Here is a 22,352-nt window from a genome sequence, read left to right as displayed (position 1 = left end):
TCGGTTGGTGTTAAATCTGTTCGGTTATACAGATAATCGGGGCGTCAAATCCTTACAAATAATCGAAAGAGCAAATAATCAGTATGCAATCCAGGATTGCTTAAATGTTTGCATCAAGGTAAAGCGGCCGGATGTTTAATGCAAGGATAAAAGCGCTTTTTCGCAAAGTAACAGGCGATTTGCTGATTATGTTTACCCGGGACTCAAACTGCGGCCCTTGATGAGATTCCGCAGCATCCGGGATATCTTGTTGATATCCCGGAACATGAAGCGGTTTTATTTGATGTAGCCTTTTGAAACCAGCAGTTCCGCGTTCAGGATGGAGCATCCTGCGGCGCCGCGAATGGTGTTGTGGCCCAGTGCGGTGAAAGCTATATCGAACACCTGGGATTCGCGCATGCGGCCCATCCCCACCTGCATTCCTTTCTCGGCAAGGGCATGATGGCGAGGTTGCGGGTAACGGAAGTCATCGTACAGCCGAACCGGTTTCTCCGGACTGGATGGCAGCTTCAGGTCGGCAATCGGATTCTTCCAGTTGCGGACGACCTCTTTAACTTCGTCAATGCTGCCGGGCTTTTTGGAGAGTTTGGCGGCAATCGAGAGAAGGTGTCCGTCGATTACCGGAGCACGAAATGAAGTCGCCTGAATCGGAATTTTCTCAAATTCTACTTTCCCATTTTCGAGTTTGCCGAGCAGTTTCAACGGCTCCAGGCCAATTTTTTCCTCTTCACCGCCGATATAGGGCAGGATGTTGCCGAGGATATCCAGACTGGGAACCCCCGGATAACCGGCACCGGAGACAGCCTGGACGGATGTCAGAATAATTTCCTCAACTCCAAAAGCGTCATAAATCGGCTTGAGTGCCATCACCAGGGGGATGCACACGCAATTCGGGTTGGTAACAATGAATCCGCGGCCGTTCGGGTCGAACTTCTGGTCCTTTATAAGCTCAGCGTGGTCCGGGTTCACTTCAGCCACCATCAAAGGTACGGTCTCGTGCTGTCGGTAATTGCGGGCATTGGATATTACGGGGATACCTGCTTTGGCAAAAGAGAGCTCGATATCGGTCGCAACCGCCGAATCGAGTCCGGAGAATACAAAATCGACATCCATATTTCCGGGCTCGCAGGTCGTCACCGTCTGTCCGGCTACATCTTCCGGTATTTCAGTCGATTCCAGCCAGTTTGCGGCATCACGATACGTTTTTCCGGCACTGCGGTCCGATGCCCCAAGCGCGGTAACCTTGAACCAGGGGTGATCACGCAGCAAATGAATAAATTTTTGTCCTACCGCTCCGGTAGCTCCAAGTACACCAACACGATATTCAGCCATGATATCTGATTTTTTAATTCTGTGGTTTTGTTTTCATCGAAATATCCCGCAATTCATGTCGGAGGAAAAACACAATAGTAAAACATGATGGCGGGAGAGGATCCTATATGCGCTGAAAATATCAAAATGGTTTTGCAAAACCTATAAGCGCTTCATTATTAGAGGGATTGTTTCTTGTTTCAGTGTCTGCCAGGTACGGTTTCGACACCCCTGAAAACATCAGAAGTGGCATAGAGCCAATTTTGCCAGTCTGGATATTACAGGAATATGCAACAGTTGCCGTCGGCAGGGTTCCGGCCGCCGAGTTTCATCCGCCTTAAAAATCTGGTATATTTGAGGTTTGCCTGCACCGGGGTGCGGTTGATCTGCGCATTACGTCAGCACGCTCTTATCGAATCCCGGGACGGCAGTGCAAGCTGCCGCATTTGTTCCTGGCAATCCGTTTCATCCTCTCAATCAACATTATTACTCAGTAACCTACCCGGAAACGTATACTTATGGCATCAAAAAACCGACTGGATAAAATCGTATCCCTTTCAAAGGCGCGGGGTTTCATATTTCAATCATCCGAGATTTACGGCGGACTCAGCGCCGTCTATGATTACGGTCCGCTGGGGGTGGAGCTCAAACGAAAGCTGAATCAGGCATGGTGGGCGGCCATGACCCAGAAGCACGATAATATCGTCGGTCTGGATGCCGCCATCCTCATGCATCCCAAAGTGTGGAAAGCCAGCGGCCATGTCGACAGCTTCAGCGATCCCATGATCGATGACAAACAGTCCAAAATGCGCTACCGGGCGGATATCCTCATCGAAGTCCACATCCAGAAACTGCGAGAAAAAGGGGATGACGCGCACGCCGATAACATCCAGCAACTGCTCGATAGCTCCGGAACCCGAAAATCCCTCAATGAGGATTTGTACGATATCATCATGGAGGAACAGATCAAGGGGCCGGACAGCGGCGCGTTTGACTGGACCGAAGTGCGCCAGTTCAATCTGATGTTCAAAACACAGTTTGGTGCCACGGCATCCAGTGAGGAATCAGAGGTGTATATTCGTCCGGAGACCGCACAGGGGATTTTTGTCAATGTTACCAACGTATTGAATACCACGCGTCAGCAGGTGCCGTTCGGGATCGCGCAAATCGGCAAGGCGTTTCGCAATGAGGTGGTGGCCAGGCAGTTCGTGTTTCGCATGCGGGAATTCGAACAGATGGAAATGCAGTATTTTGTCAAGCCCGGAACCGACTCCGACGAGTACGCCCGCTGGAGGGAAGAGCGGTTTGCCTGGCACAAAAGCATAGGAATCAGGCCGTCAAAGCTGCGGTTCCACGACCATCCCGAAGACAAGCTTGCCCACTACGCCAAAGAGGCGGTGGATGTGCAGTACGAGTTTCCGATCGGATGGCAGGAAGTCGAAGGTATCCACAATCGAACAGACTTCGACCTGGGAGCGCATCAGGAGCACTCCGGCAAAAAAATGGAGTATTTCGATCCGCGCAGCCAGGAGCGTTTTATCCCCTATGTGGTGGAAACGTCCATCGGACTTGACCGCTGCCTGCTTATGGTTCTCTGCGACGCGTTTCGCGAGGAAGAGGTGCCCGGTGACAAGGAAGGAACCGTGGAAACCCGAACCGTGCTCAAAATGCACCCCAAACTGGCACCGATCACCGCGGGAGTTTTCCCGCTTATCAAAAAGCCGGAACTGCAGGAAGTGGCGCGGAAAATCACCGACGAACTCTCGGAAGACTACAAGGTGCAGTACGATGAAAAGGGGTCCATCGGCAAGAGATACCGACGTCTGGACGAAGCGGGAACACCGTTCTGTATTACAGTGGATTTTGATGGGCTGGAAGACAATACCGTGACTATCCGCGACCGGGACTCCATGAAGCAGGAACGGATCGGCATCGATAAGGCAGGACAGGTGATTCGTGACAGGATGAAGTCCTGGAATCCGGAAGATGCCTGAACCCGTCAGAGTTACGTGTAACAGATTCGCCGCCTGGTGCGGTCGGAGTGATCGCGGACGTGCCGTGTTTACAGCTCTGAACGCTGTGGCCCCGATCAGTGTACTATTGGAATAAAGTGCATAATATCTCCTGTTTTTATTAGTTTACAGGAGTACGTGATAATTACGAATCAAAAACGAGCAAGATATTGGCTACTATAAAAGAAGGCGATACCGTAAAGGTACATTACACAGGAAAAGTCGCAGACGGAACCGTATTTGATACTTCCAGGGAACGGGAGCCGCTTGAGTTCACCATAGGTGAAGGAAAGCTGATTCCGGGATTTGAAAAGGCGGTTGTCGGTATGAATGTCGGCGACACCAATACGGTCACCATCCCGACTCAGGAAGCGTATGGCGAAAAACGCGACGATATGATCGTTGACGTTGAAAAGAACCAGATTCCGGAGGATATAAAGCCGGAAGTAGGACAGCAGCTGCAAATTCAGCAGCAGGACGGCGGGGCCATCCCGGTGGTAATAACCGATGTTACCGACGACACCGTCAAGCTGGATGCCAACCATCCGCTGGCCGGTCAGGAGCTGATTTTCGAGATCGAAGTAGTTGAAGTAGCCTGACCCGTTTGCAACATTACCGGAGCTGCGCCGGCTCTTTTCATGCCGGCAAAGAATTAGCTGGGAAGCTTCAATGTGAGGCTTCCCTTTTTTTTTGACGGTTTGATAATTGCATCGGCTTGCGGCTTCTGTTTTTGCGGGGAGGGTTGACGCGTTCTATGGATTGACGCGTTCTGATGTGCCACGGACAGGGGCAGTCTGCGCCGGTCCGTGTAAGGCTGCAGAACCACACAAATCAATGGTGCCGAAAGTTTTCAGGTATGTCACCGGCCCCATTTGAAGGCCGAAGCCATTTTCAGGTATGCCGCCGGCCCAATTTGCAAGCCGGAACTCTGTCAGGTTCCCAGTGCCTTGTTCACTGCAGGCGCTACTTCGCTTCCCAGTAGTTCAATGGCGCGCATCACTTTATCATGCGGAATGCTGCCCACCGTCAACTGCAGCATAAATCGCTGGTGCCCGAAAATCTCATGCTGAGCCAGCACTTTCTCGATCACTTCCTGCGAACTCCCAACCGCATTCGCACCGTACATTGTGCAGGAAGCATCGAACTGCTCACGTGTCATCGGCGGCCAGCCGCGCTCGCGCCCGATCCGGTCCATGGTAACTTTGAACGCGGGGTAGGCCTCCTCTTTCGCCTGCTGTGAATCGTCGGCAAGAAATCCGTGGGAATTGATGCTGAGCGCCGGAACAGGATGCCCGGCTTCCAGCGCCGCCTCACGATGCAGCCGGGCGAGTGGCGCAAATTGTGCGGGATTGCCTCCAATGATGGCGATGGCCATCGGCAGGCCCAGCGAACCGGTACGTACCGCCGACTGCGGTGTGCCACCTACCGCCACCCAGACGGGAAGTTGTTCCTGCAACGGCCGTGGATACACCCCGCGATTGTCGATGGCCGGCCGGTGGCTGCCTTCCCAGGTGATACGCTCCGACTCCCGTAACGCCAGCAGAAGCTGCAGCTTCTCAGCGAAAATCTCGTCATATTTGTCGAGCTCCTGCCCGAAAAGGGGAAAAGATTCGATGAAGGATCCGCGACCCGCCATAATTTCGGCCCGGCCACCCGAAAGAAGGTCAAGGGTGGCGTACTGCTGATGTACGCGCACGGGATCCTCCGAGCCAAGAACGGTAACGGCGCTGCTCAGCCGGATGTCCCGGGTCCGTTCCGCAGCTCCCGCAAGTAACAACGGCGGTGTTGACGAGATGTATTCCGGTCGATGATGCTCACCGACGGCAAAAACATCGAGGCCCGCCTGGTCTGCCAGTTCCGCCTCTTCCATCAGGTTACGGATCCGTTCCTGCGGTGTGAGCGTTTGGCCGCTGCCGGCCAATGGAGTATTTTCTACAAAGGTATATATGCCAAATTCCATGGGATGCTGTGCTTGTTGTTACAAGGATATTTTCCGATCTGCTGCCGGTAGCCTTTTGTACCTGAACAGTCTGTTGTCAGGGCCGCAGAAGTCTGACGTTATCCCGGCTGCAGAAAGAATCTTCCGCGCATTGCAGGGCGCCAGGCCTCGCGATGCAGCGAGAATCCGACGGATTCATGAACTTTTCAGGCAGTTCACCGGCAGATTGTTATTTTGCATCAAGAACAACCGAAAACAGTAAATCATTGCAGATGGCCGATATTACCCCGCACTTGCATATCCGCAACGGATTGCTGGCCGTTTTGGCGGTCTGGGCCTGCACAGGATGCCTGGGACCGGTAGCCGAACTCTACCCTGATGATCGGGACGAACGGCCGGTGCCGGTTCATATCGTTAAAGTGGGATGGCATGCCGGCCTGGTGGTGGAATCCGAACATCTTGGCGATGCGTTTCCCGATCATGAGTACATGCCCGATGGCGAGCGATTGAAAATCGGCTGGGGTGACGACAAGTATTATCCGGATTCGGATCCATCGTTCTGGGTGCTCCTGAGGGCGATCTTCTGGCCCAGCCGGAGTGTGCTGCATGTAGTGGGTATGGATGTGCCTGTGGAGCGGTACTTTCCCGGCTCCGATGTGATTACACTGCATATTTCGGAAGAGGGCATGCAGGAGATGACGGACTTTCTTGTGGGATATTTCCGTACAGATGACTCCAATCAGCCGATCTATCACAGCTATGGCCGGTATGGTGCCAGTGCCTTTTTCAAGGCCCGGGGCCGCTATTATATTCCAAAGACATCCAATGTGTTTACCGCCAGGGCGTTGCGGGCGGCAGGAGTGCCGATTACCCCGGTGTATGCCGTCACTGCGGGAAATGTGATGCGCCAGGCCGGAAGGGCCGCGGATGAAGATTGATCAGGAACCGTTTTTTCAACCGTGAGCTAATCTGCTGGTCGGATCTTCCGGCGCGGATATGTTGTACAGATCGTTATCTTTAGCTATGCCATTGCTTGGTTTGACAGCACGTGTGATGTACCTTCGGAACAGGTGAGTGATTCTGCGATATGTAATCGCTATTAAAAAACGGAAATGATACAGACGGCATGAAAAAAAAAAATCTTGGTGCATCTCCCGTAAAGGGCGGATACCGTTTCAGAGTCTGGGCCCCGCATGCCGATGAGGTGTTCATCGTCGGCACCTTCAACGACTGGGACAAAACGTCACATCCCATGAAACCGGAAGGAGACGGAGTGTGGAGCCTGACGATCAGGGGAGCAAAAGCAGGTGACGAATACCGATACCGGATTATTCATGGAAAGGAGGATGCCGGCGAAGCCGATGAAAACGGCGGGGAAAGCCGAAGTCACAAAAAAGGGAGGCCGGGGAAACAGGGCGATGGGAGCAAAAGCGATCCCGGAAACGGCACCGACAAACATGGAAAAGAGCTGCTCCGGATTGATCCTTATGCGCGCAGAGTGACCAACAGCGTGGGCAATACCATCATCAAATATCCCCACTGTAAAAAGCGCATTGACTTCAGACTGCCCCCTTTGAATGAATGGATCATCTATGAGCTGCATATCGGTACTTTCGGCAAGATGGACGGCCATGACGGACCAGGTACCCTCGATGTCGCCATCGATCGACTGTCGTATCTCAAGGAGTTGGGTGTCAATGTGATAGAAATAATGCCGCTGGCCGAGTTTGCCGGGGGATACTCGTGGGGATACAACCCGGCGCATATCTTTGCCGTCGAAAGCGATTACGGCACCCCGCGGTCATTTCGGGAGTTCGTGAACAAGGCGCACCGGCTGGGAATGGCTGTGATACTGGATGTCGTGTACAACCACTTTGGGCCGAGTGACCTGGACCTCTGGCAGTTCGACGGCTGGCACGAAAACAATATGGGAGGTATCTATTTCTATAATGACGATCGGGCGAATACCCCCTGGGGTGATACACGCCCGGACTACGGCCGGCAGGAGGTTCGAAACTACATTCGGGACAATGCCCTGATGTGGTTTGAGGAGTATGACATAGACGGCCTTCGCTGGGATATGACAGCCTTCATCCGTAATGTATACGGTCGTAACAATGATCCGCACAACGACCTGCCTGACGGATGGAGCCTGATGCAATGGGTGAATGAGGAAATCAGGCGCGTCAAACCGGAGGCGATTACCATTGCGGAAGACCTGCAAGGAAATCCCTATCTAACCAAGAAGACCGATGATTTCGGTGCGGGTTTTGACAGCCAGTGGGCCGCACCCTTCGTCCATGCCGTGCGTGACGCGCTAATTGTAGCTGATGACGCAGATCGTGATATGGAAGCCGTCCGAGATGCGGTGCTGCACCGCTACTATCTGAATGCCTTTGAAAGGGTCATATACACCGAATCACATGACGAAGTCGCCAACGGCAAGGCGCGGGTGCCCGAAGAAATAGACCCGGGAAGCGCGTCATCATGGGAAGCCAAAAAGCGATCCACACTTGGTGCGACAATCATGTTTACCTCGCCCGGAATCCCCATGATGTTTCAGGGCCAGGAGTTTCTGGAAGATGACTGGTTTCATGATCAGGATCCCATAGACTGGACCAAAAAGGAGACCTATGCCGGCATTCTGCAGCTTTACCGCAACCTCATCGGCCTGAGGCTTAACAAGACCGGGAAGGCGAAAGGGCTGACGGGGCAGGAGGTCAACGTCTTCCATGTCAATAATGCCGACAAACTGATTGCCTATCACCGCTGGGATAGTGGAGGAGCCGGTGACAGTGTGGTCGTGGTTGCCAATTTTTCGCGGAATAAACATGAACGTTACAATATCGGCTTCCCTCATGTCGGCGAATGGATCGTCCGTTTTAACTCCGACAGCCGGTTTTATGATTCCGGATACCGAGATTTCGGAAGCGATCGCGTGCAGGCCGAAGGGAAGTCTCGTGACGGACTGCCGGCACAGGCCGAACTCAGCATTGCTCCCTACAGCGCGCTTATATTGACGCTGGGGTGAAAGTGGGAAAGGGCCGGGCCTGCATTACGAACATGCCGGCAAGTGAGGCAATGGCATTATAAATGTTCAGTTTTGTGGCTGCCACGCCCTCAAGTTTACAATGTTTGCGTTTTTCGTACCTTGGAAAGGAACCTTATGAAAACCTCAGGCATTTCTGATAGTATGAAACAGATTCATGCCATAGCATTGATGCTCTTTCTAGCGGGTGCCGGATTGGTGCTTGCCGGTGGGGACAGAAGCGTGCCGGAGATGAGCCGGACAGGAGAGACATCTTCTGGAATATTTTCGGTTTTACTTGATGGCGGAGAGCAAAATGATGTGACTCGGGAAGCGAAAACCACGGTGAGCGTGATCCGTGTCGAAGGCTCCATCGGGCCTACGGTCAGCAACTACGTCTCACGGTCACTTGACGAGGCCCGGGAGCGGGAGGATGAAATGCTCATTATTGAACTGGATACCCCCGGCGGGCTGCTGAACGTGACCCAGGACCTGGTGCAGATGATGCTCGCCTCCGAGTTGCCAATTGCCGTGTATGTCTCCCCACAGGGGGCCAACGCCGGAAGTGCCGGCACATTCATCACACTCGCGGCACATGTGGCAGCCATGGCACCAGCTACCAGCATCGGAGCGGCTTCGCCGGTAACCATGGGCGGCGGGGAGGCCGATACCGTCCAGCAACAGAAGGTTTTCAATTACGCCGAGAGTTTCATTGAGAGTGTTGCCGAGCGTCGCGATCGCAACGTTGAGTGGGCAAAGTCGGCTGTGCGGGACGGAGCCTCCATCACCAGCAGTGAAGCGATCGAAATCAATGTCATTAATTTCCTGGCCGAAGACCTGCAGGATCTCCTGGAGCAGATGCACGGTTTTGAAGTGGAAGGGCACAAACTGGTGACCAGTGACGCGGAAGTCAACCGAATCGACCCCAACCTGGCCGAACGCTTCTTCGGCTTTTTGATGAGGCCCGAAATATTGCTGATTTTGACCCTGGTCGCAATTTACGGTATCCTGGGTGAGATCAGTAATCCCGGAGCCATCGTGCCGGGTGTAGCCGGGGTCATTTCACTGGTATTGCTGCTTTTTGGAGTGGCCGCCATGCCCATCAACGTGGCGGGCTTCATCCTGATCGCACTGGCCATTATTCTGTTTGTTATGGAAGCTTTTACTCCTACGTTCGGACTCCTGCTCGGCGGGGGAGCCGTCGCTTTTTTCCTCGGCGCCCTCATGCTGTTTCAGGACCTGCCACAGGATATGCAATTGTCGTTGGCTTGGCTCATCCCCGCTACTGTCATCACCGTTCTGTTTTTTGGATGGGTGGTCTATTATGGTCTCCGGGCGCAGTTCGGCTCCACGCGCACCGGTGTGCAGACCCTGGTGGGGCAGAATACCAGGGCTCTGGAAAAAATTGACGCAGATAAAGGGCGCGTCATGATTCAGGGCGAATACTGGAGCGCTCGCAGCGATCACCCCGTTAAAAAGGGTGAATGGTGTGAAGTGACGGCGGTCGAAGGACTCACTTTACGAGTGAAACCGGTGAATAAAAGCCGGAAAGAAAAGCCGTAATACCATTACCCCAAGCCATGGCTGTTCCGGCCGTTCGGCCGGCAGGCGCGGTCAGCTACCGGTATTCGGCCCTGAGAATCAACTTCTGCAACCGAATTTAATGACGCGATTATTCTGAATCATTACGAAAGTATCATGCAACCCCAAACCAATCTACTGTTATGGATACACTATTTGGAGTTACCGACATTATTACCTGGGTAATTGTGATCGCCATATTTCTCGGAATCGTACTTCCCCAGATGTTCAAAATCATGCGGGAGTACGAACGGGCGGTGGTATTCCGGCTTGGAAAATTTCACATGACCAAAGGGCCCGGTCTGATCATACTGATACCCTTTATTGATAAGATCGAGCGGGTGGACCTCCGGGTTCTCACCATCAATGTGGACAAGCAGGAGGTGATAACCAAAGATAATGTCACCGTGCATGTCGACGCGATCACCTTTTTCCGTGTAGTGGATGCCGAAAAAGCGGTGATCAACGTGGAACATTATCTTTCAGCAACCTCCTGGCTGGCACAGACTACGCTCAGGAGTGTACTTGGACAGGCCGAGCTGGATGAACTGCTCTCCGAACGGGATAAAATCAACAAGCAGATCCAGGAAATCATCGATCAGCATACCGATCCGTGGGGTATCAAGGTGGTAACCGTTGAAGTGCGTGATGTCACGCTGCCCGAATCGATGCAGCGGGCCATGGCGCGTCAGGCAGAAATGGAACGGGAGCGCCGTGCGAAAATCATCAATGCGCAGGGAGAATTCCAGGCCGCTGCAAAACTCGTGGAAGCCGGAAAAATGATTGAAGGAACACCGGTGGCCCTGCAGTTGCGCTTCCTGCAAACCATGTCGGAAATCGGTGATGAGAGCTCAACTCATACCTTCCTGCCTATCCCCATGAACTTCCTGGAAGCGTTCAAACCCACTATTCAGGACAGCTCTGGTCGAAAAGCAACTGCAAGCGTCGATCCCGGGGATGTGGATTTGGACGATCCCGGACTGGAAGACAGTTCCGGCAGTTCTTCGGGTAAGGGGCAATCCGGCGGCGGAAAATCCGGAAGCGGAAAATCCGGAAGCTCCAGGTCAGGTGGAAGAAAAAGCGGAGGAAAGTCCGGTGGAAAATCCAAAGACTCAGAAAAATAGCGGCCGGTCAGATATTTGATGTTTCGGAGGATATTGCCGCCGGTAAATGCTTTTCGGCATTGGATGGCGGGATATTATCCCGGCATGGTTTTTCCGGTTTCGTGTATCTCTGCCAGGTACATGTTGTGCGGCGGCCGGGGGGCAGAGTCTGGTCCTCCGCCCGGGTTCATTAACAAGGCATAATTTCTTTATTCCACTCCGAATCAATATCTTGAGCCAGTTTCCGGGTCAGGTGGCCATTTTGCAGTATCCGGATGATGATCGGACGGAGCGGTCCTGGCTTCACCCGTTGTTCCTCAGGCCCGATCATGTGTCATAACAAAAACTGAAAATATTTATCGGGATGGATCTGCTACATGCGATTTTGCTGGGACTGCTTCAGGGGATTACGGAATTTTTGCCGGTGAGCAGCTCCGGCCATCTGGCACTGGGCCGCGCACTGCTCGGCCGTGACCTGGAGCCGGGAATTACCTTCGAAATTGTGGTGCATTTCGGCTCCTTCTGCAGTATCGCCGTCTATTTCCGGAAAAGAATTCTGGAAATACTCACCGATCTGTTCAAGAGCTTTTCTCCCGCCGGCATCAAAAGCAAACGGTTTGTTACCGACAGCAACACCCGCCTCAGCTACATCATTTTGCTGAGTATGATTCCTGCAGGAATCGTCGGTTTTACCATGAAGGATGCCATTGAGGCGCTTTTCCTGAATCCGTTTTTTGTCTCATGCATGCTGCTGATTACCGGCAGTCTTCTGTACGCCACAAAATTTATGGGCAAACCGGCCGGGGATGTCGACACGGGACGAGGACTTCTGGTCGGGGTGGCTCAGGCTTTCGCCATCATTCCCGGCATCAGCCGCTCCGGATCCACCATATCGGTCAGCCTTTTCAGCGGGATGAGCCGGGAAAACGCCGCCAACTTCTCTTTTCTGATGGTTTTGCCGGTACTGGCCGGGGCCATGTTGCTCGAAATGATGGAAGTTGCCGAAACCGGCATCGAAACCGCAGCGGTAATTAGCCTATTCGCCGGATTCCTGACCTCCTTCGTCTCCGGGTATATCGCTCTGAAGTACCTCATCATACTGCTCAAACGAGAGAAATTTCACTATTTCGCGTTTTACTGCTGGACGGTTGGAATCATCGGAATCGTCTATTTTTATTAGAAAACCAAAACGGTATCGGGATGAGGCAGGCAGTCGCGCGATTCCTTTAAATCCTGTATTTTCAAGACTTCTGCCAGCCGGGGTCACGGCTGCAGATTCCGGCCCATCCCATCGACACGGGAAGACGACGGCCACCGGCCGCACGACACCCGGAACGGGATCCGTTTTCATACCTCCAGTATCGGCATCATCACCAACAGATAACTTATGGCAATTTGGGTAGTCATCATCCTTGGGATCATCCAGGGAATATTCATGTTTTTTCCGGTGAGTTCTACAAGCCATCTGGCGCTTGCACAGCATTTCTTTATCTGGATGGGCCAGGAAATTCCGGCGCCGAATTCTGCCGAGATGATTCTGTTTGATCTGGTTGTGCATGTCGGTACACTGGTATCCATTGCAGTCGTTTTTCGTAAAAGTCTGAGTCGTTTTTTGCGGGATGCCTCCAGAGGATTTCTGGCGGCGGCCAGACGTGACACCTCGCCAAAGGACCGGCTTTTCATCAAACTGACACTGCTGGGCCTGTTTTCCGTGGCCGTTACAGCCATTATCGGACTGCCATTGAAATCTCAGTTTGAGAATGTTTTCGCTCACCCTACTCTTATGAGCGTGACGCTTGTGATCACGGGATTGCTGCTTTGGTGGACCGACATCCTGCCCGATCGAAAAATTGGCTTGCGTCAAATCGGGATTGGAGTCGCCATAGCCATCGGAATCGGCCAGGGGCTGGCGCTGATGCCCGGTCTGAGCCGCAGCGGCCTTACGATCGCTTTTGCCCTTTTTGCAGGACTTAAACGCCGGTGGGCAGCTGAATACAGCTTTTTTATCGCGTTTCCGACAATTCTGGGTGCAACACTGCTCCAGTCGATCGAGGTGTTCCGCTACAGCGGCACCCTGGCTATCGGCTTTCCGGCACTGGCCATCGGTTTTGTCGTTTCCGCACTGGTGGGCATCGCGGCGCTTTACCTGGTCGTACACCTGCTTTATCAGGCGAAGTTTCGTTTTTTCTCCTACTATGTGTGGTGCCTGGCCGCGGTCATCCTGATAGGAAATTACTTTTTTTAAGAAAAAAAATTGACATGCTTGCGCGTAAAAGCCTACCTTTGGCCTGCTTTTCAGGGACTTGCCCGATATTTGATCAGGCAGTCATCCTGCCGGCGGCCGGTTGTCATCACAATAGACATTGGTCAGCGGGCGACAGAATCAGCCGGGTAATACCAAAATAAAATGCCCGGAACGTCGTTAAGCCGCGAACAGATTCATTTTTGTTTGCCAATCAACAACTAAACAATACCGACATGGACGACATCAGTCATTTATGTAGCTATTCAAACTCGCGCCTGAGCGGGCGCTTGTCGTGCCTTGTTGAAACGGTATCACACGTGCAGAGACGCTTCACCTGATGTGATATCCCGGTTTCACCTGGGCGCTGCAACGCCTTCCCCAGGCGCCCTGAATTCTGAGGTGAAACCATGACCAAAGAGCAAAAACTTATTCTGGAACTGGAGGAACGTCTGATCCATGGAGTATCGGACGACCGTACCATTTCGCTGATCCGGAACCATCATCCGGCGATGGCCGCCGAACAACTGGTCCGGTTCTGCGAACCGCACATTGGCGCAAATATCGTTACAAAACTGGAGCATCACCTGGCGGCCGACATGATTGGCCATATGGATGCCGACTACCGGGGCAAACTGCTCGGATTTATGGATACCGAAACAACCGCCGCCGTTTTTTCCAATATGTCGCACGACGATCGTGTCGACTCGCTTCATCTTCTCGACGAGAATACCGCCGAGGCCATTCTCAAAAGCCTGCCTGCAAGCGAACAGGCGGATATCCGAAAACTTGAAGAGTATCCCGAAGGTAAGGCAGGATCGATCATGACAACCGACTTGCTGGAGCTGAAGGCAGAGTTTACCGTCGCCGATGCGCTGGAAACAGCCAGAAAGACAGCCACAGATCGGGAGACCATTTATGTGGGATATGCAGTTCAGCCGGCGCATGTTCGAAGGATCACTGACCTACCCCATCAAGCTCAGAATGGCTTTTCTTATGGTCACTCTTACCGGAGGATTCCTGGTCGGCGGTGTCATCGAATATTTTGAGGAAGTCCTTGGCGCCGTACTAGTCGCCGCAATTTTCATCCCGGTTATCATGGATATGGGAGAAAACGTGGGGACCCAGTCGACGACAATCTTCGCCCGGGGGCTGGCTCTGGGACAGGTGAACATCAACGGGATGTGGAAACACATCCGAAGAGAAGTTTCGATCGGCATGATCATGGGAGTGCTTCTGGGCATCCTCGGTGGTTTTGTCGCCTGGCTCTGGCAAGGCGCACCCAACGAGGTACCGCAGATCGGCGTTGCAGTCGGACTTTCACTGGCCATTGTTATTCCGCTGGCAACGTTTCTTGGTTTTTTCCTGCCGTGGCTGCTTCTCAAGATGGGCTGGGATCACGCGCCAGGAGCCGATCCGTTCATCACCACCATTAAAGACTTTACAGGCCTGGCGCTCTACTTCTTTCTGGTTGGCACCCTGATTGGCGTGTAAACCGAACGACCCAAAGTCTTCGCCTCCGTGCGCCATGACGTAGGACTCTCTGCTGCCCGCTTCCACCAGTAATATCGTGTGGAACCGACCTTGCAGGCGATCCGCCATGGAACCAGGAGGCACCGTAAATCGTTGAATCAGTATCTTTTAAAATGCTTTTAGCAGAGGTATGTCATGTGCAAAAAAATCTCTTACAGCAACTCCGGGAATTATCTCCAGTTTATCGTCTCCCTTATCAGCTACCTGATTCTGCTGGTGCTGTTTCTCATCCTTTCCGGCGGACTGTTTCAGTCGGCCAACGGACAACAAATGGTAGTTGATGATGCGGATATCACCGATTTCCGGGCTTTTCAGCTGGAGGCCTGGCTGGGCAGCGAAGAATCCTGGATCCTGCCGGCATTCAGTCCGGTTAGAAACCTGGAAGTAGGTGCCGGTGCTGTTTTTTCGGACGATGAAACCTACTTCGTGGGAGAACTCAAGTATATGTTCCGCGCTCCGGGTCCGAATACACCCGGTTTCGCGCTGGTGACCGGTGCGTTGATGGCTCTTTTTGAGGAGTTCTATGCATTTGTTCCGGCCACACTTCCCGTTCTGGATGAACGTCTGATGCTGCATGCAAATCTCGGGTACGCACTGGCCCGGTACGATGTAGCCCACGGTGACCACACCCATAGCCATGAAGACCATCTGTTTATATGGGGCGGCCGAGCCGATCTCAATCTGCACGGTCCCTTTTGGCTACTGGGTGAAGTGTTCGGCGCCAACGGCGACACCCCGGATTTTCAGGGCGGCCTGCGCATTGAAGTTATCCCTGGTTTGCTTGAAGTGGACCTCACCTACGGAAATAGCTTCAGCAGGCATAGCAGCGGAATGGGCGTTACCGGCGGTATCGCCTGGACCCCCTCACCATTGCGCTGATATATTCATGCGGATACTGCACAAATACCGTCATCGCGACGGATGCACCGGAGTGACTAACTCCACTCAAAGGTAGCCAAACAGGCATCCTTGTCTCCGTTGCCCACGCGATGGCGGGAACGTGTGGCTCCATCTTCTCCTGAAACGACATCCGCCACGGCAAGTACCTCCTCGCCGTAAACCAGCTCCTTTCGGTAGTCGACCATCACGCGCGTAACACGCTTTCCCTCGCTGAAGTCCGGTGGAAGTGTCTCCAGCGCCCATTCGACATACCGAATGTTGTTGACATGGCGGTTGGTATCGATATCACCCAGACGGATCGGGTAGTGGGTCTCATAGCGGGCGGTTTCGGGCGGTTCAGGCGCTTTCAAAGGAATGGGCCGCTTGCTGTCTGGCGATACTCCGAATGCCTTTATGATCTCCTCCGTAACCGGGATGGGTCGCTTGCGTCGCATGTCGACATAAATCCACAGGGTGGCGGCCCTGGCCAGCAATTCGCCATCGGCATCACGCACCTCATAACGACGAAATCCAAAATAACTGCGAAACGAACTGGGCTCGGTGGTGATGGTGATCTTCTGGTTGAATACCGGATATTCAAGCACCTCGATATCCCACTTGGCCAGCACCCATGCCACCTTGTTCTCTTCATAAAAGTCGAGACCTATTCCGCATTCCTCACTGTGCCGGATGGCCATATCCTCGAGGTATTGCATCAAAGAGGTGATTCGGAGCTTGCGGTCGGCTCCCACATTGAAATAGGGAATATCGTAGGTTCGGGTGAAGGTCATTTTATTCTGTAATGGTGAGAAATTCATCCGCCCTAAAATACGATTCTGAACTGAGGAAGCCAGAAAAAGAGCTTTTTTCCCGCGCCTGTTCTGTCATGAGGCAACCTGCATGGATATCTTGCAGAGCTGAAATCAAAAGATGCGGACCTGTGCTTTTTTTCCGGTACCCGGTACTCGCCGAAAAATAAAGCTTAAATCAAAAGATGCGGACCTGTGCCCGTCTAGGATCGTGGAGCTATCCGCTTACCACTCGAAAATAATTCCGAGGGTGGGCAGTACGGTTCCGGAGGTGTTTTCCAGCGGATAGGTCTGGTAATAGTCGCGTCCGGGCCGGAATTCCGGGTTGTGGTCCGTGCCCGCCGGAATCGGGCGGCCGAATTCATCCCGCCTTACATTCAGGAACGGACGGCCTTCGACTTCGAACGCGTACACATTCTGGATATCCAGATAGGCAGTGAGATTGAAGCGGTCGAAATAGAAGCGTTTGTCAACCCGTATGTCAAGCTGATGGTATGTGCCCAGTCGCTCTTCATTGAGTCGGGTAAAATCCGGCAAACCCTGGCTGTTGGCATCCCAGACATCCTGACGGGATGAGCGTTCGACATCGTAGGGGGTGAAAGGGGCGCCGCCGAGCAGCTGCCACCGGAAGCCGACATCCCATCCACGGGAAAACTGCTTGCCTGCAGTGACGGTGAGAAGATGACGGTTATCCCAGGCCGAGGGGACATACCGCCCCGAAGCGTCCTCAAATTCACTCCAGAACAGGGTGTAGGAGAGAATTCCGTAGAAATCGCGGTAGAGTATTTGCTGGGCCAATAGCTCAATGCCATACGAGCGTCCACGGGAGGTCGGAATCGCGGGTTCGTTGCCGATCACGCCGAAGTCGCTGCCCAGGTTGGCAAGCGATACCTGATTTCGGGTGAGGAAGGGGTAGTCGCGGTACTGCTTCAGAAAGCCTTCAACAGTGAAGATGAGACTCTCGCGAGGCAGATATTCGAAGCCTGCTACATAGTGATTGGCTCGGATATAGCCGATTCCGTTATCACGGTTGGCCAGTGTGCCGTCACCGTCGCGGTAACCGAGTACCGTATAGGGAGGAAGCTGATAGTATATGCCGGTATTGGCGTTAAAACTGAGGTTGCTCCTGAGAAACCATGAGAGGGAGGCACGGGGAGAAAACTGATCCAGCGGGTTGTTTGTGGCGCTGGAGTAATCGGCTGCATCCATCCGGAAACCGGCCGACAGGGCCAGACGACCGTTGAAATAGCGGGAACTGGCCTGCCCAAAAAATCCCCACTGGTTCAGCCTGAGCTCGGATTCAAAATCGATGATGCGCACGGCCTCTTCGCCGGGAATCGATACGCGGTCAAAGGTGTCGTTGGTGAACAGGGCGTGTTCGTAGTTCGCTCCGAATGAGACGCGATAACCGGACAGACGGTACTCATTTTCAACACGTACCTTGTTTTCGGTTTCTGTGGAGGAGTAATCCAGCAACAAATTCTCCGGAGAACTGTCGTCGTTGTCCTCGTATTTGAAAGCACGGTTGTTCAGCTTGTTGCGGCTGACGACTACGGTGGTGGTGCGATTGTCACCGAAATTTCGGTATCGTAGTCCTCCGGTATAATTCCACTGTTCGTTCACAGGGAGATAGCCGAGAATGTAGCGTTGGCGCTCGGTGTCGTTGGCACTGGTATTGAGTGAAAAATCATCAATTGCGCCAAGCCCAATGAGTGTGAACTCATGGTTGACGGATGGTCGGTACCTGTATCGAAACTGTATATCGTTGTATATGGGTAGAAACGGCAGTTCGAGTACTTCAAAAAGAAACTGGAGGTAGGAGCGTCTGACCGAGAGGATGAAGTCGGATCTTTCTCCCAGGGGTCCTTCGGCGGTGAGTCCCAGGTCACTGGCGCCGACGGTGGCGGTAAAGCCGAAATTGTCGCCGGCACTGCGTTGCCGCAGCTCCATTACCGAGCTGAGCGCATTGCCGCGGCTGGCGGGGAAGGCGCCGGTATAGAAATCGACTTCACGGATAAAGTCGACGTTGATGAGTCCGACGGGTCCGCCGGATGCTCCCTGTGTACTGAAGTGGTTGATCGTCGGAACTTCGATGCCGTCCAGATAAAAGGTGTTTTCACCGGGGGCGCCGCCGCGAACCAGCAGGTCGTTGCGGAATCCTTCCACACCGGAAGCCACACCGGGCAGGGATTGTACGACACGGGAGATGTCACGGTTGCCGCCGGGCGCCCGCTCAATCTCCGAGGTACTCACCGTTCGCACGGAGATGGGACTTTCGTCGGTTCGGTTGAAGGGGGACGGGCGGATGACGATTTCGCCCAGTTGCGCGGCATCCGGTTCAAGGCCTACATCCACACGGATATCACGGTTGCGGCGGATATGGACCTCGTATACCGTCTGGCTCTGGTAACCGACATAGCTGAACCGAAGATTGTATCTCCCCGGCGGGATATTGCGAAGTTCGTACTCTCCGTCTTCGTTGGCGCTGGTTCCGAAATTGGTGCCTTCCACCAGCACGTTGGCAAACGGCAGGGTCATACCGTCGTTAGCATCGCGGATGGTTCCGTAGATGATGCCGCGCCCCTCCTCTGAGGAGGTGTCGACTGCGGCAACGGAAAATGCGCTTTCGGCCGTATTGGCCCGGGCCTCAGCGGTAGCCGTCAGGCCTGTCAAAGCTAACAACAGCAAAGCAGCGATCACAAATCGCACGGCACTACGCCTGCCGGCATCTGATGGCATCGAAATCTGCCGGAGAGTAACGGCCAACCCGACTACCGGCCCGGGACTCTGAGCAGTGGCACTAAAACTGCTTTTTAATGGGGCACACATTGCGGCAATACCGCTAAAGATATTATGAGAGTTTTTCATCGTGGTCATCCATGCTGCCATGAATTAAATGATCCGTCCGGGGCAACGCCGTTCTGCGGTTCAGTGCCGTAAGCCGGGGGTGCAACGGGTTTTGTCACCGGTCAGAGGCAACTCTGTACTACAGACCACTGCCCGCTGTAAACAATCCATTGAAATTCATAATCCGGTGAAAATCGTTCCAATCAAGTGATTAATATTTTCCAAAAAGCGTATCCGTAATGATTTGCACCTCCATAATGGAATGGTATGTGGATTTTCGTCTACCCGGCGGACTCACCGCACCGCCCGGCAGCAAACTCCGACATCACCGGCAACTAACTCTGAAATCATCGTGCTACAAACTCCTCTTACATCATCCGGTACCGTTCAGTATATGAGAGCCGGATTAATTAGGCGGCAATAGTTCCAATGCGGTAGCGATGGGAGGCGTCATCGGGATTTTCTGGTGGAGCGAAACGGCAGCCGCTGTGGGAAAAGTGGCGCAGTGTGCCTATTTTGTGTTTTCCCGGTGCACCATTAAAACAGACAGTTTATGGGGAAACGAAAGATCATACGTATCCTGTTTATAGCGTTGGCGGTAATGCTGACGATCTTCGTCGTTGCGGATTCTCTTGGCGTATTTGACTCCAGGCCCTATCGGGAAGTTCCGCATGGCAATCACAGCCATTATGTGCCGCACGACCGTGATCCGAATGTCCCGATCAGCGACTTTCCGACCCGGCCGCCCAGGGAGGGAGAACGAATTACGCCGACCGGACAAATTGTGCCTGAGTAGAGGACATCTGCAATCGGTCGGAAATCCCGTTATCTCTCACATTTTTTTTACTCCTAAAACCGTTTTGTTATGGCAAAGACTACCCGGCTATTTGGTATTATCCTCACCCTGATTGGTATCATCGGATATGTGGCTTCCGGCGCGGCCAGTATCACCGCTTTGATCCCGGCCTTTTTTGGTGTCGTATTCATTCTTCTCGGAAGGCTCGCGGAAAAAGAGTCGATCCGTAAGCATGTTATGCATGTCGCAGTTCTGCTCGCCCTGATCGGTCTTTTCGGTTCCTTTACCGGATTGTTGCAGCTTGGCGGACTGTTGACCGGCAGTACTGAGGCCCCCGCGATGGCAGTACTGGTTCGCTCGCTCATGGCACTGCTCTGCATCGGCTACATCGGTCTTGCCGTGAAGTCGTTTATAGACGCCCGAAAAGCGGCGTAGTATTCCTGACGTAGACCGGTGTTCAGGTTCCTTGCTGCGGAGACTTGTAACGCTTGTTGTCGCACCGGACCCTGCGGCCGTAGAGTTCGTTGAACCTGCCAGGATAATCGGTGATCAGGCCGTCGACACCAAGCCGGATCATCTGCGTCATGTCCTCTTTGCGATTTACTGTCCATGGCACGACCCGCATCCCCAGCTCCCGGGTTCTCTCTACGTGTGCTTCGGTCAGCAGCCCAAAATTGGGTGAGTATATTTCGGGAAGAAAACCGAAGTACTCTATATGGTCATCCACGGTTCCCTCCTGATAGGTCAGAATGGCGACCGGTACATTAGGGGCGATGGATCGGAACGCTTTTAGTGCCCTTGGATCAAAAGACTGCACATTGACACGCCGGAAGATGTTTTTATCAAGTTGATTCTTCAGTTTCAGCAGTTCTTCGTGGAGCAGTCGGGCAAAGACCTCCGGTGGCGGAGTCAGGGTGTTATCCCAGGCCGGATCGGATTTTATTTCGATGTTGAACCGTACCGGTTCCCGGCCAAGTTTTCGGGTGTGACGATCCACGGCTTCAATGGCGTCGATCATCAACGGTTTTGCCGCCGGTTTGGTTTTCTGTTCGGGATGGGCGGGGTGCTGAATGGAGCCGCAGTCATATTCGGCGATTTCCACATAGGAAAGCTCATAGAGCCGGAACGACCGCTCCTGTTGCCGGGGGATGGGGGAGCCGTCGGGCCGCAGGCATATGTCGGATCGGAACCAGGGCTCATGCGAAACCACCAGTTTGTGTTCGCGTGTGACGGCAAGATCGAATTCAATGGTATTAACACCGAGTTCGGCGGCTTTCAAAAAAGAGGCAATGGTGTTCTCGGGCTTCAGTCCCATGGCACCCCGGTGCCCCTGAAGGTCAAAACAATGGGGCAGCTCGGGTCCGCGGTTTGTACATCCGGTAATCATGAATATTGATAAAAGCATTCCGGGAATCAGGATGCATCGATATACCCGTTGTTTCATTGTCCCCCTCCCCATAAAAATCGGATATTGAATATTACATCAGCGGTACACTTCGATACGTTCGATGATCACATCTTCAACCGGCTGGTCTCTGTACTCCCGGCTGATATCGGTTTGAGCAATACTGTTCACCACATCCATTCCCCGTGTGACCCTTCCAAACGCCGTATACTGATTGTCAAGCGACGGATTGTTGCCGTGCATGATGAAGAACTGGGAGCCGGCTCCTGCCGATACGTCTGACACCCGTGCCATGGACAACACACCGGGCTCATGCGTGATGCGGTTGAATTCATGGGGGATGGAGATCAGCGGCCCGCCGCTGCCATAGGTTCTACGATCATCACCACGCGTGTTGGGATCCCCTCCCTGAATCATGAAACCGGGGATGACGCGATGGAACTTGGTTCCGTTGTAGAATCCGCTCTCCGCCCGGGTCACAAAGTTGAACACATGAATCGGGGCAAGATTGGACAGAAACTCCAGTTCTATCTCTCCGTGGTTGGTGTGTATGCGTGCCTTGACATCTTTCATCTGATCGGCAAGGAACGCCATGCGTTCTTCGGCAGCTTTATGTTCTTCCATTTCCTGGTTGATGACGTTGATACGTTGCTGTAATTCGCGGTTCTGGCTGCGCAAGTCGGCGTTGACCCGCTGCAGTCGTTCCAGTTCCTCACTGTTGCCGCACGATGCAACGGCTGCCCCCATCAGGGCAAGCATGACAAATAGCACTGCCTTGTTCATGTCCATCGTTAAATAATTGTTATGAAGGTGGTATTGTTGTTAGTCTAATGAAACTGCTCAGCTTTAGCAATAAGGTAACTCTGA

General features: G+C 53.2%; 19 protein-coding genes. 13 read left to right on the top strand and 6 right to left on the bottom strand.

Going from position 1 to position 22,352, the window contains the following annotated elements:
• Window positions 1-276: 276 nt before the first annotated feature.
• Window positions 277-1,332: an aspartate-semialdehyde dehydrogenase gene (gene asd / locus QA596_10420; GenBank protein MDG5767881.1), complete on the bottom strand. Its 1,056-nt coding sequence runs from the start codon at window positions 1,330-1,332 to the stop codon at window positions 277-279.
• Between the two features lie 497 nt (window positions 1,333-1,829).
• Here asd and QA596_10415 point away from each other — a divergent pair, with 497 nt between their 5' ends.
• Both QA596_10415 and QA596_10410 read left to right on the top strand, forming a co-directional pair.
• On the top strand, window positions 1,830-3,305 hold the full coding sequence (locus tag QA596_10415; GenBank protein ID MDG5767880.1) for a glycine--tRNA ligase: 1,476 nt from the start codon (window positions 1,830-1,832) through the stop codon (window positions 3,303-3,305).
• A gap of 188 nt (window positions 3,306-3,493) precedes the next feature.
• Window positions 3,494-3,922 carry a peptidylprolyl isomerase gene (locus tag QA596_10410; protein ID MDG5767879.1) on the top strand — a complete coding sequence of 143 codons (429 nt, stop codon included), beginning with the start codon at window positions 3,494-3,496 and terminating at the stop codon, window positions 3,920-3,922.
• 332 nt (window positions 3,923-4,254) lie between these two features.
• Here QA596_10410 and QA596_10405 read toward each other — a convergent pair whose 3' ends face one another.
• Complete coding sequence (locus QA596_10405; GenBank protein ID MDG5767878.1) at window positions 4,255-5,283, bottom strand: LLM class flavin-dependent oxidoreductase; 1,029 nt, start codon at window positions 5,281-5,283, stop codon at window positions 4,255-4,257.
• A 251-nt stretch (window positions 5,284-5,534) separates the two neighbouring features.
• Between QA596_10405 and QA596_10400 the strand changes: the two genes are divergently transcribed.
• From QA596_10400 to QA596_10360, 9 genes are all read left to right on the top strand, one after another.
• Entirely contained in the window at window positions 5,535-6,200 is a 666-nt protein-coding gene (locus tag QA596_10400; protein ID MDG5767877.1) for a DUF2459 domain-containing protein, read from the top strand.
• Window positions 6,201-6,388: 188 nt separating this feature from the next.
• Entirely contained in the window at window positions 6,389-8,293 is a 1,905-nt protein-coding gene (locus tag QA596_10395) for an alpha-amylase family glycosyl hydrolase (protein ID MDG5767876.1), read from the top strand.
• Window positions 8,294-8,455: 162 nt separating this feature from the next.
• Window positions 8,456-9,853, top strand: a complete 1,398-nt coding sequence (locus tag QA596_10390; GenBank protein ID MDG5767875.1) for a nodulation protein NfeD — start codon at window positions 8,456-8,458, stop codon at window positions 9,851-9,853.
• A 161-nt stretch (window positions 9,854-10,014) separates the two neighbouring features.
• Window positions 10,015-10,995 (top strand): slipin family protein, encoded by a 981-nt coding sequence (locus tag QA596_10385; GenBank protein ID MDG5767874.1) that lies wholly within the window; start codon window positions 10,015-10,017, stop codon window positions 10,993-10,995.
• Window positions 10,996-11,338: 343 nt separating this feature from the next.
• On the top strand, window positions 11,339-12,154 hold the full coding sequence (locus tag QA596_10380; GenBank protein ID MDG5767873.1) for an undecaprenyl-diphosphate phosphatase: 816 nt from the start codon (window positions 11,339-11,341) through the stop codon (window positions 12,152-12,154).
• 207 nt (window positions 12,155-12,361) lie between these two features.
• Window positions 12,362-13,219, top strand: a complete 858-nt coding sequence (locus QA596_10375; protein ID MDG5767872.1) for an undecaprenyl-diphosphate phosphatase — start codon at window positions 12,362-12,364, stop codon at window positions 13,217-13,219.
• A gap of 407 nt (window positions 13,220-13,626) precedes the next feature.
• Window positions 13,627-14,265 (top strand): hypothetical protein, encoded by a 639-nt coding sequence (locus tag QA596_10370; GenBank protein MDG5767871.1) that lies wholly within the window; start codon window positions 13,627-13,629, stop codon window positions 14,263-14,265.
• Window positions 14,213-14,710 carry a magnesium transporter gene (locus QA596_10365; GenBank protein MDG5767870.1) on the top strand — a complete coding sequence of 166 codons (498 nt, stop codon included), beginning with the start codon at window positions 14,213-14,215 and terminating at the stop codon, window positions 14,708-14,710. The genes QA596_10370 and QA596_10365 overlap by 53 nt, the downstream gene beginning before the upstream one ends.
• Before the next feature lie 174 nt (window positions 14,711-14,884).
• A complete protein-coding gene (locus QA596_10360) occupies window positions 14,885-15,628 on the top strand; it encodes a hypothetical protein (GenBank protein ID MDG5767869.1) in 744 nt (247 codons plus the stop codon).
• Between the two features lie 56 nt (window positions 15,629-15,684).
• On the opposite strand, the gene QA596_10355 is transcribed toward QA596_10360, so the two are convergent.
• Together QA596_10355 and QA596_10350 are read right to left on the bottom strand one after the other, a co-directional pair.
• The gene (locus tag QA596_10355; GenBank protein MDG5767868.1) at window positions 15,685-16,419 is read right to left on the bottom strand and encodes a thioesterase; all 735 of its coding nucleotides are present in this window, start codon (window positions 16,417-16,419) and stop codon (window positions 15,685-15,687) included.
• Between the two features lie 243 nt (window positions 16,420-16,662).
• Window positions 16,663-19,119, bottom strand: coding sequence for a TonB-dependent receptor (locus tag QA596_10350; protein MDG5767867.1), 2,457 nt, complete (start codon window positions 19,117-19,119; stop codon window positions 16,663-16,665).
• Window positions 19,120-19,837: 718 nt separating this feature from the next.
• On the opposite strand from QA596_10350, the gene QA596_10345 reads away from it, so the two are divergent.
• Entirely contained in the window at window positions 19,838-20,080 is a 243-nt protein-coding gene (locus tag QA596_10345) for a hypothetical protein (GenBank protein MDG5767866.1), read from the top strand.
• Window positions 20,081-20,149: 69 nt separating this feature from the next.
• Window positions 20,150-20,515, top strand: coding sequence for a hypothetical protein (locus QA596_10340; protein ID MDG5767865.1), 366 nt, complete (start codon window positions 20,150-20,152; stop codon window positions 20,513-20,515).
• 22 nt (window positions 20,516-20,537) lie between these two features.
• On the opposite strand, the gene QA596_10335 is transcribed toward QA596_10340, so the two are convergent.
• Window positions 20,538-21,485 carry a glycerophosphodiester phosphodiesterase family protein gene (locus QA596_10335; GenBank protein ID MDG5767864.1) on the bottom strand — a complete coding sequence of 316 codons (948 nt, stop codon included), beginning with the start codon at window positions 21,483-21,485 and terminating at the stop codon, window positions 20,538-20,540.
• A gap of 78 nt (window positions 21,486-21,563) precedes the next feature.
• Complete coding sequence (locus QA596_10330) at window positions 21,564-22,268, bottom strand: peptidylprolyl isomerase (protein MDG5767863.1); 705 nt, start codon at window positions 22,266-22,268, stop codon at window positions 21,564-21,566.
• Window positions 22,269-22,352: the final 84 nt, after the last annotated feature.

It is taken from the genome of Balneolales bacterium ANBcel1 (assembly GCA_029688905.1).
In the GTDB taxonomy this organism is placed as follows: Bacteria; Bacteroidota; Rhodothermia; order Balneolales; family Natronogracilivirgulaceae; genus SLLW01.
This window is presented reverse-complemented; position numbering and strand designations above follow the sequence as displayed.

Bases quoted from the DNA above. Each gene is read 5' to 3' on its own strand.
- QA596_10375 (MDG5767872.1), top strand. From the start codon at position 12,362: ATGGCAATTTGGGTAGTCATCATCCTTGGGATCATCCAGGGAATATTC.
- asd (MDG5767881.1), bottom strand. From the start codon at position 1,332: ATGGCTGAATATCGTGTTGGTGTACTTGGAGCTACCGGAGCGGTAGGA.
- QA596_10385 (MDG5767874.1), top strand. From the start codon at position 10,015: ATGGATACACTATTTGGAGTTACCGACATTATTACCTGGGTAATTGTG.
- QA596_10380 (MDG5767873.1), top strand. From the start codon at position 11,339: ATGGATCTGCTACATGCGATTTTGCTGGGACTGCTTCAGGGGATTACG.
- QA596_10360 (MDG5767869.1), top strand. From the start codon at position 14,885: ATGTGCAAAAAAATCTCTTACAGCAACTCCGGGAATTATCTCCAGTTT.
- QA596_10415 (MDG5767880.1), top strand. From the start codon at position 1,830: ATGGCATCAAAAAACCGACTGGATAAAATCGTATCCCTTTCAAAGGCG.
- QA596_10335 (MDG5767864.1), bottom strand. From the start codon at position 21,485: ATGCTTTTATCAATATTCATGATTACCGGATGTACAAACCGCGGACCC.
- QA596_10400 (MDG5767877.1), top strand. From the start codon at position 5,535: ATGGCCGATATTACCCCGCACTTGCATATCCGCAACGGATTGCTGGCC.
- QA596_10330 (MDG5767863.1), bottom strand. From the start codon at position 22,268: ATGAACAAGGCAGTGCTATTTGTCATGCTTGCCCTGATGGGGGCAGCC.
- QA596_10370 (MDG5767871.1), top strand. From the start codon at position 13,627: ATGACCAAAGAGCAAAAACTTATTCTGGAACTGGAGGAACGTCTGATC.
- QA596_10405 (MDG5767878.1), bottom strand. From the start codon at position 5,283: ATGGAATTTGGCATATATACCTTTGTAGAAAATACTCCATTGGCCGGC.
- QA596_10355 (MDG5767868.1), bottom strand. From the start codon at position 16,419: ATGACCTTCACCCGAACCTACGATATTCCCTATTTCAATGTGGGAGCC.
- QA596_10365 (MDG5767870.1), top strand. From the start codon at position 14,213: ATGGTCACTCTTACCGGAGGATTCCTGGTCGGCGGTGTCATCGAATAT.
- QA596_10345 (MDG5767866.1), top strand. From the start codon at position 19,838: ATGGGGAAACGAAAGATCATACGTATCCTGTTTATAGCGTTGGCGGTA.
- QA596_10340 (MDG5767865.1), top strand. From the start codon at position 20,150: ATGGCAAAGACTACCCGGCTATTTGGTATTATCCTCACCCTGATTGGT.
- QA596_10395 (MDG5767876.1), top strand. From the start codon at position 6,389: ATGAAAAAAAAAAATCTTGGTGCATCTCCCGTAAAGGGCGGATACCGT.
- QA596_10390 (MDG5767875.1), top strand. From the start codon at position 8,456: ATGAAACAGATTCATGCCATAGCATTGATGCTCTTTCTAGCGGGTGCC.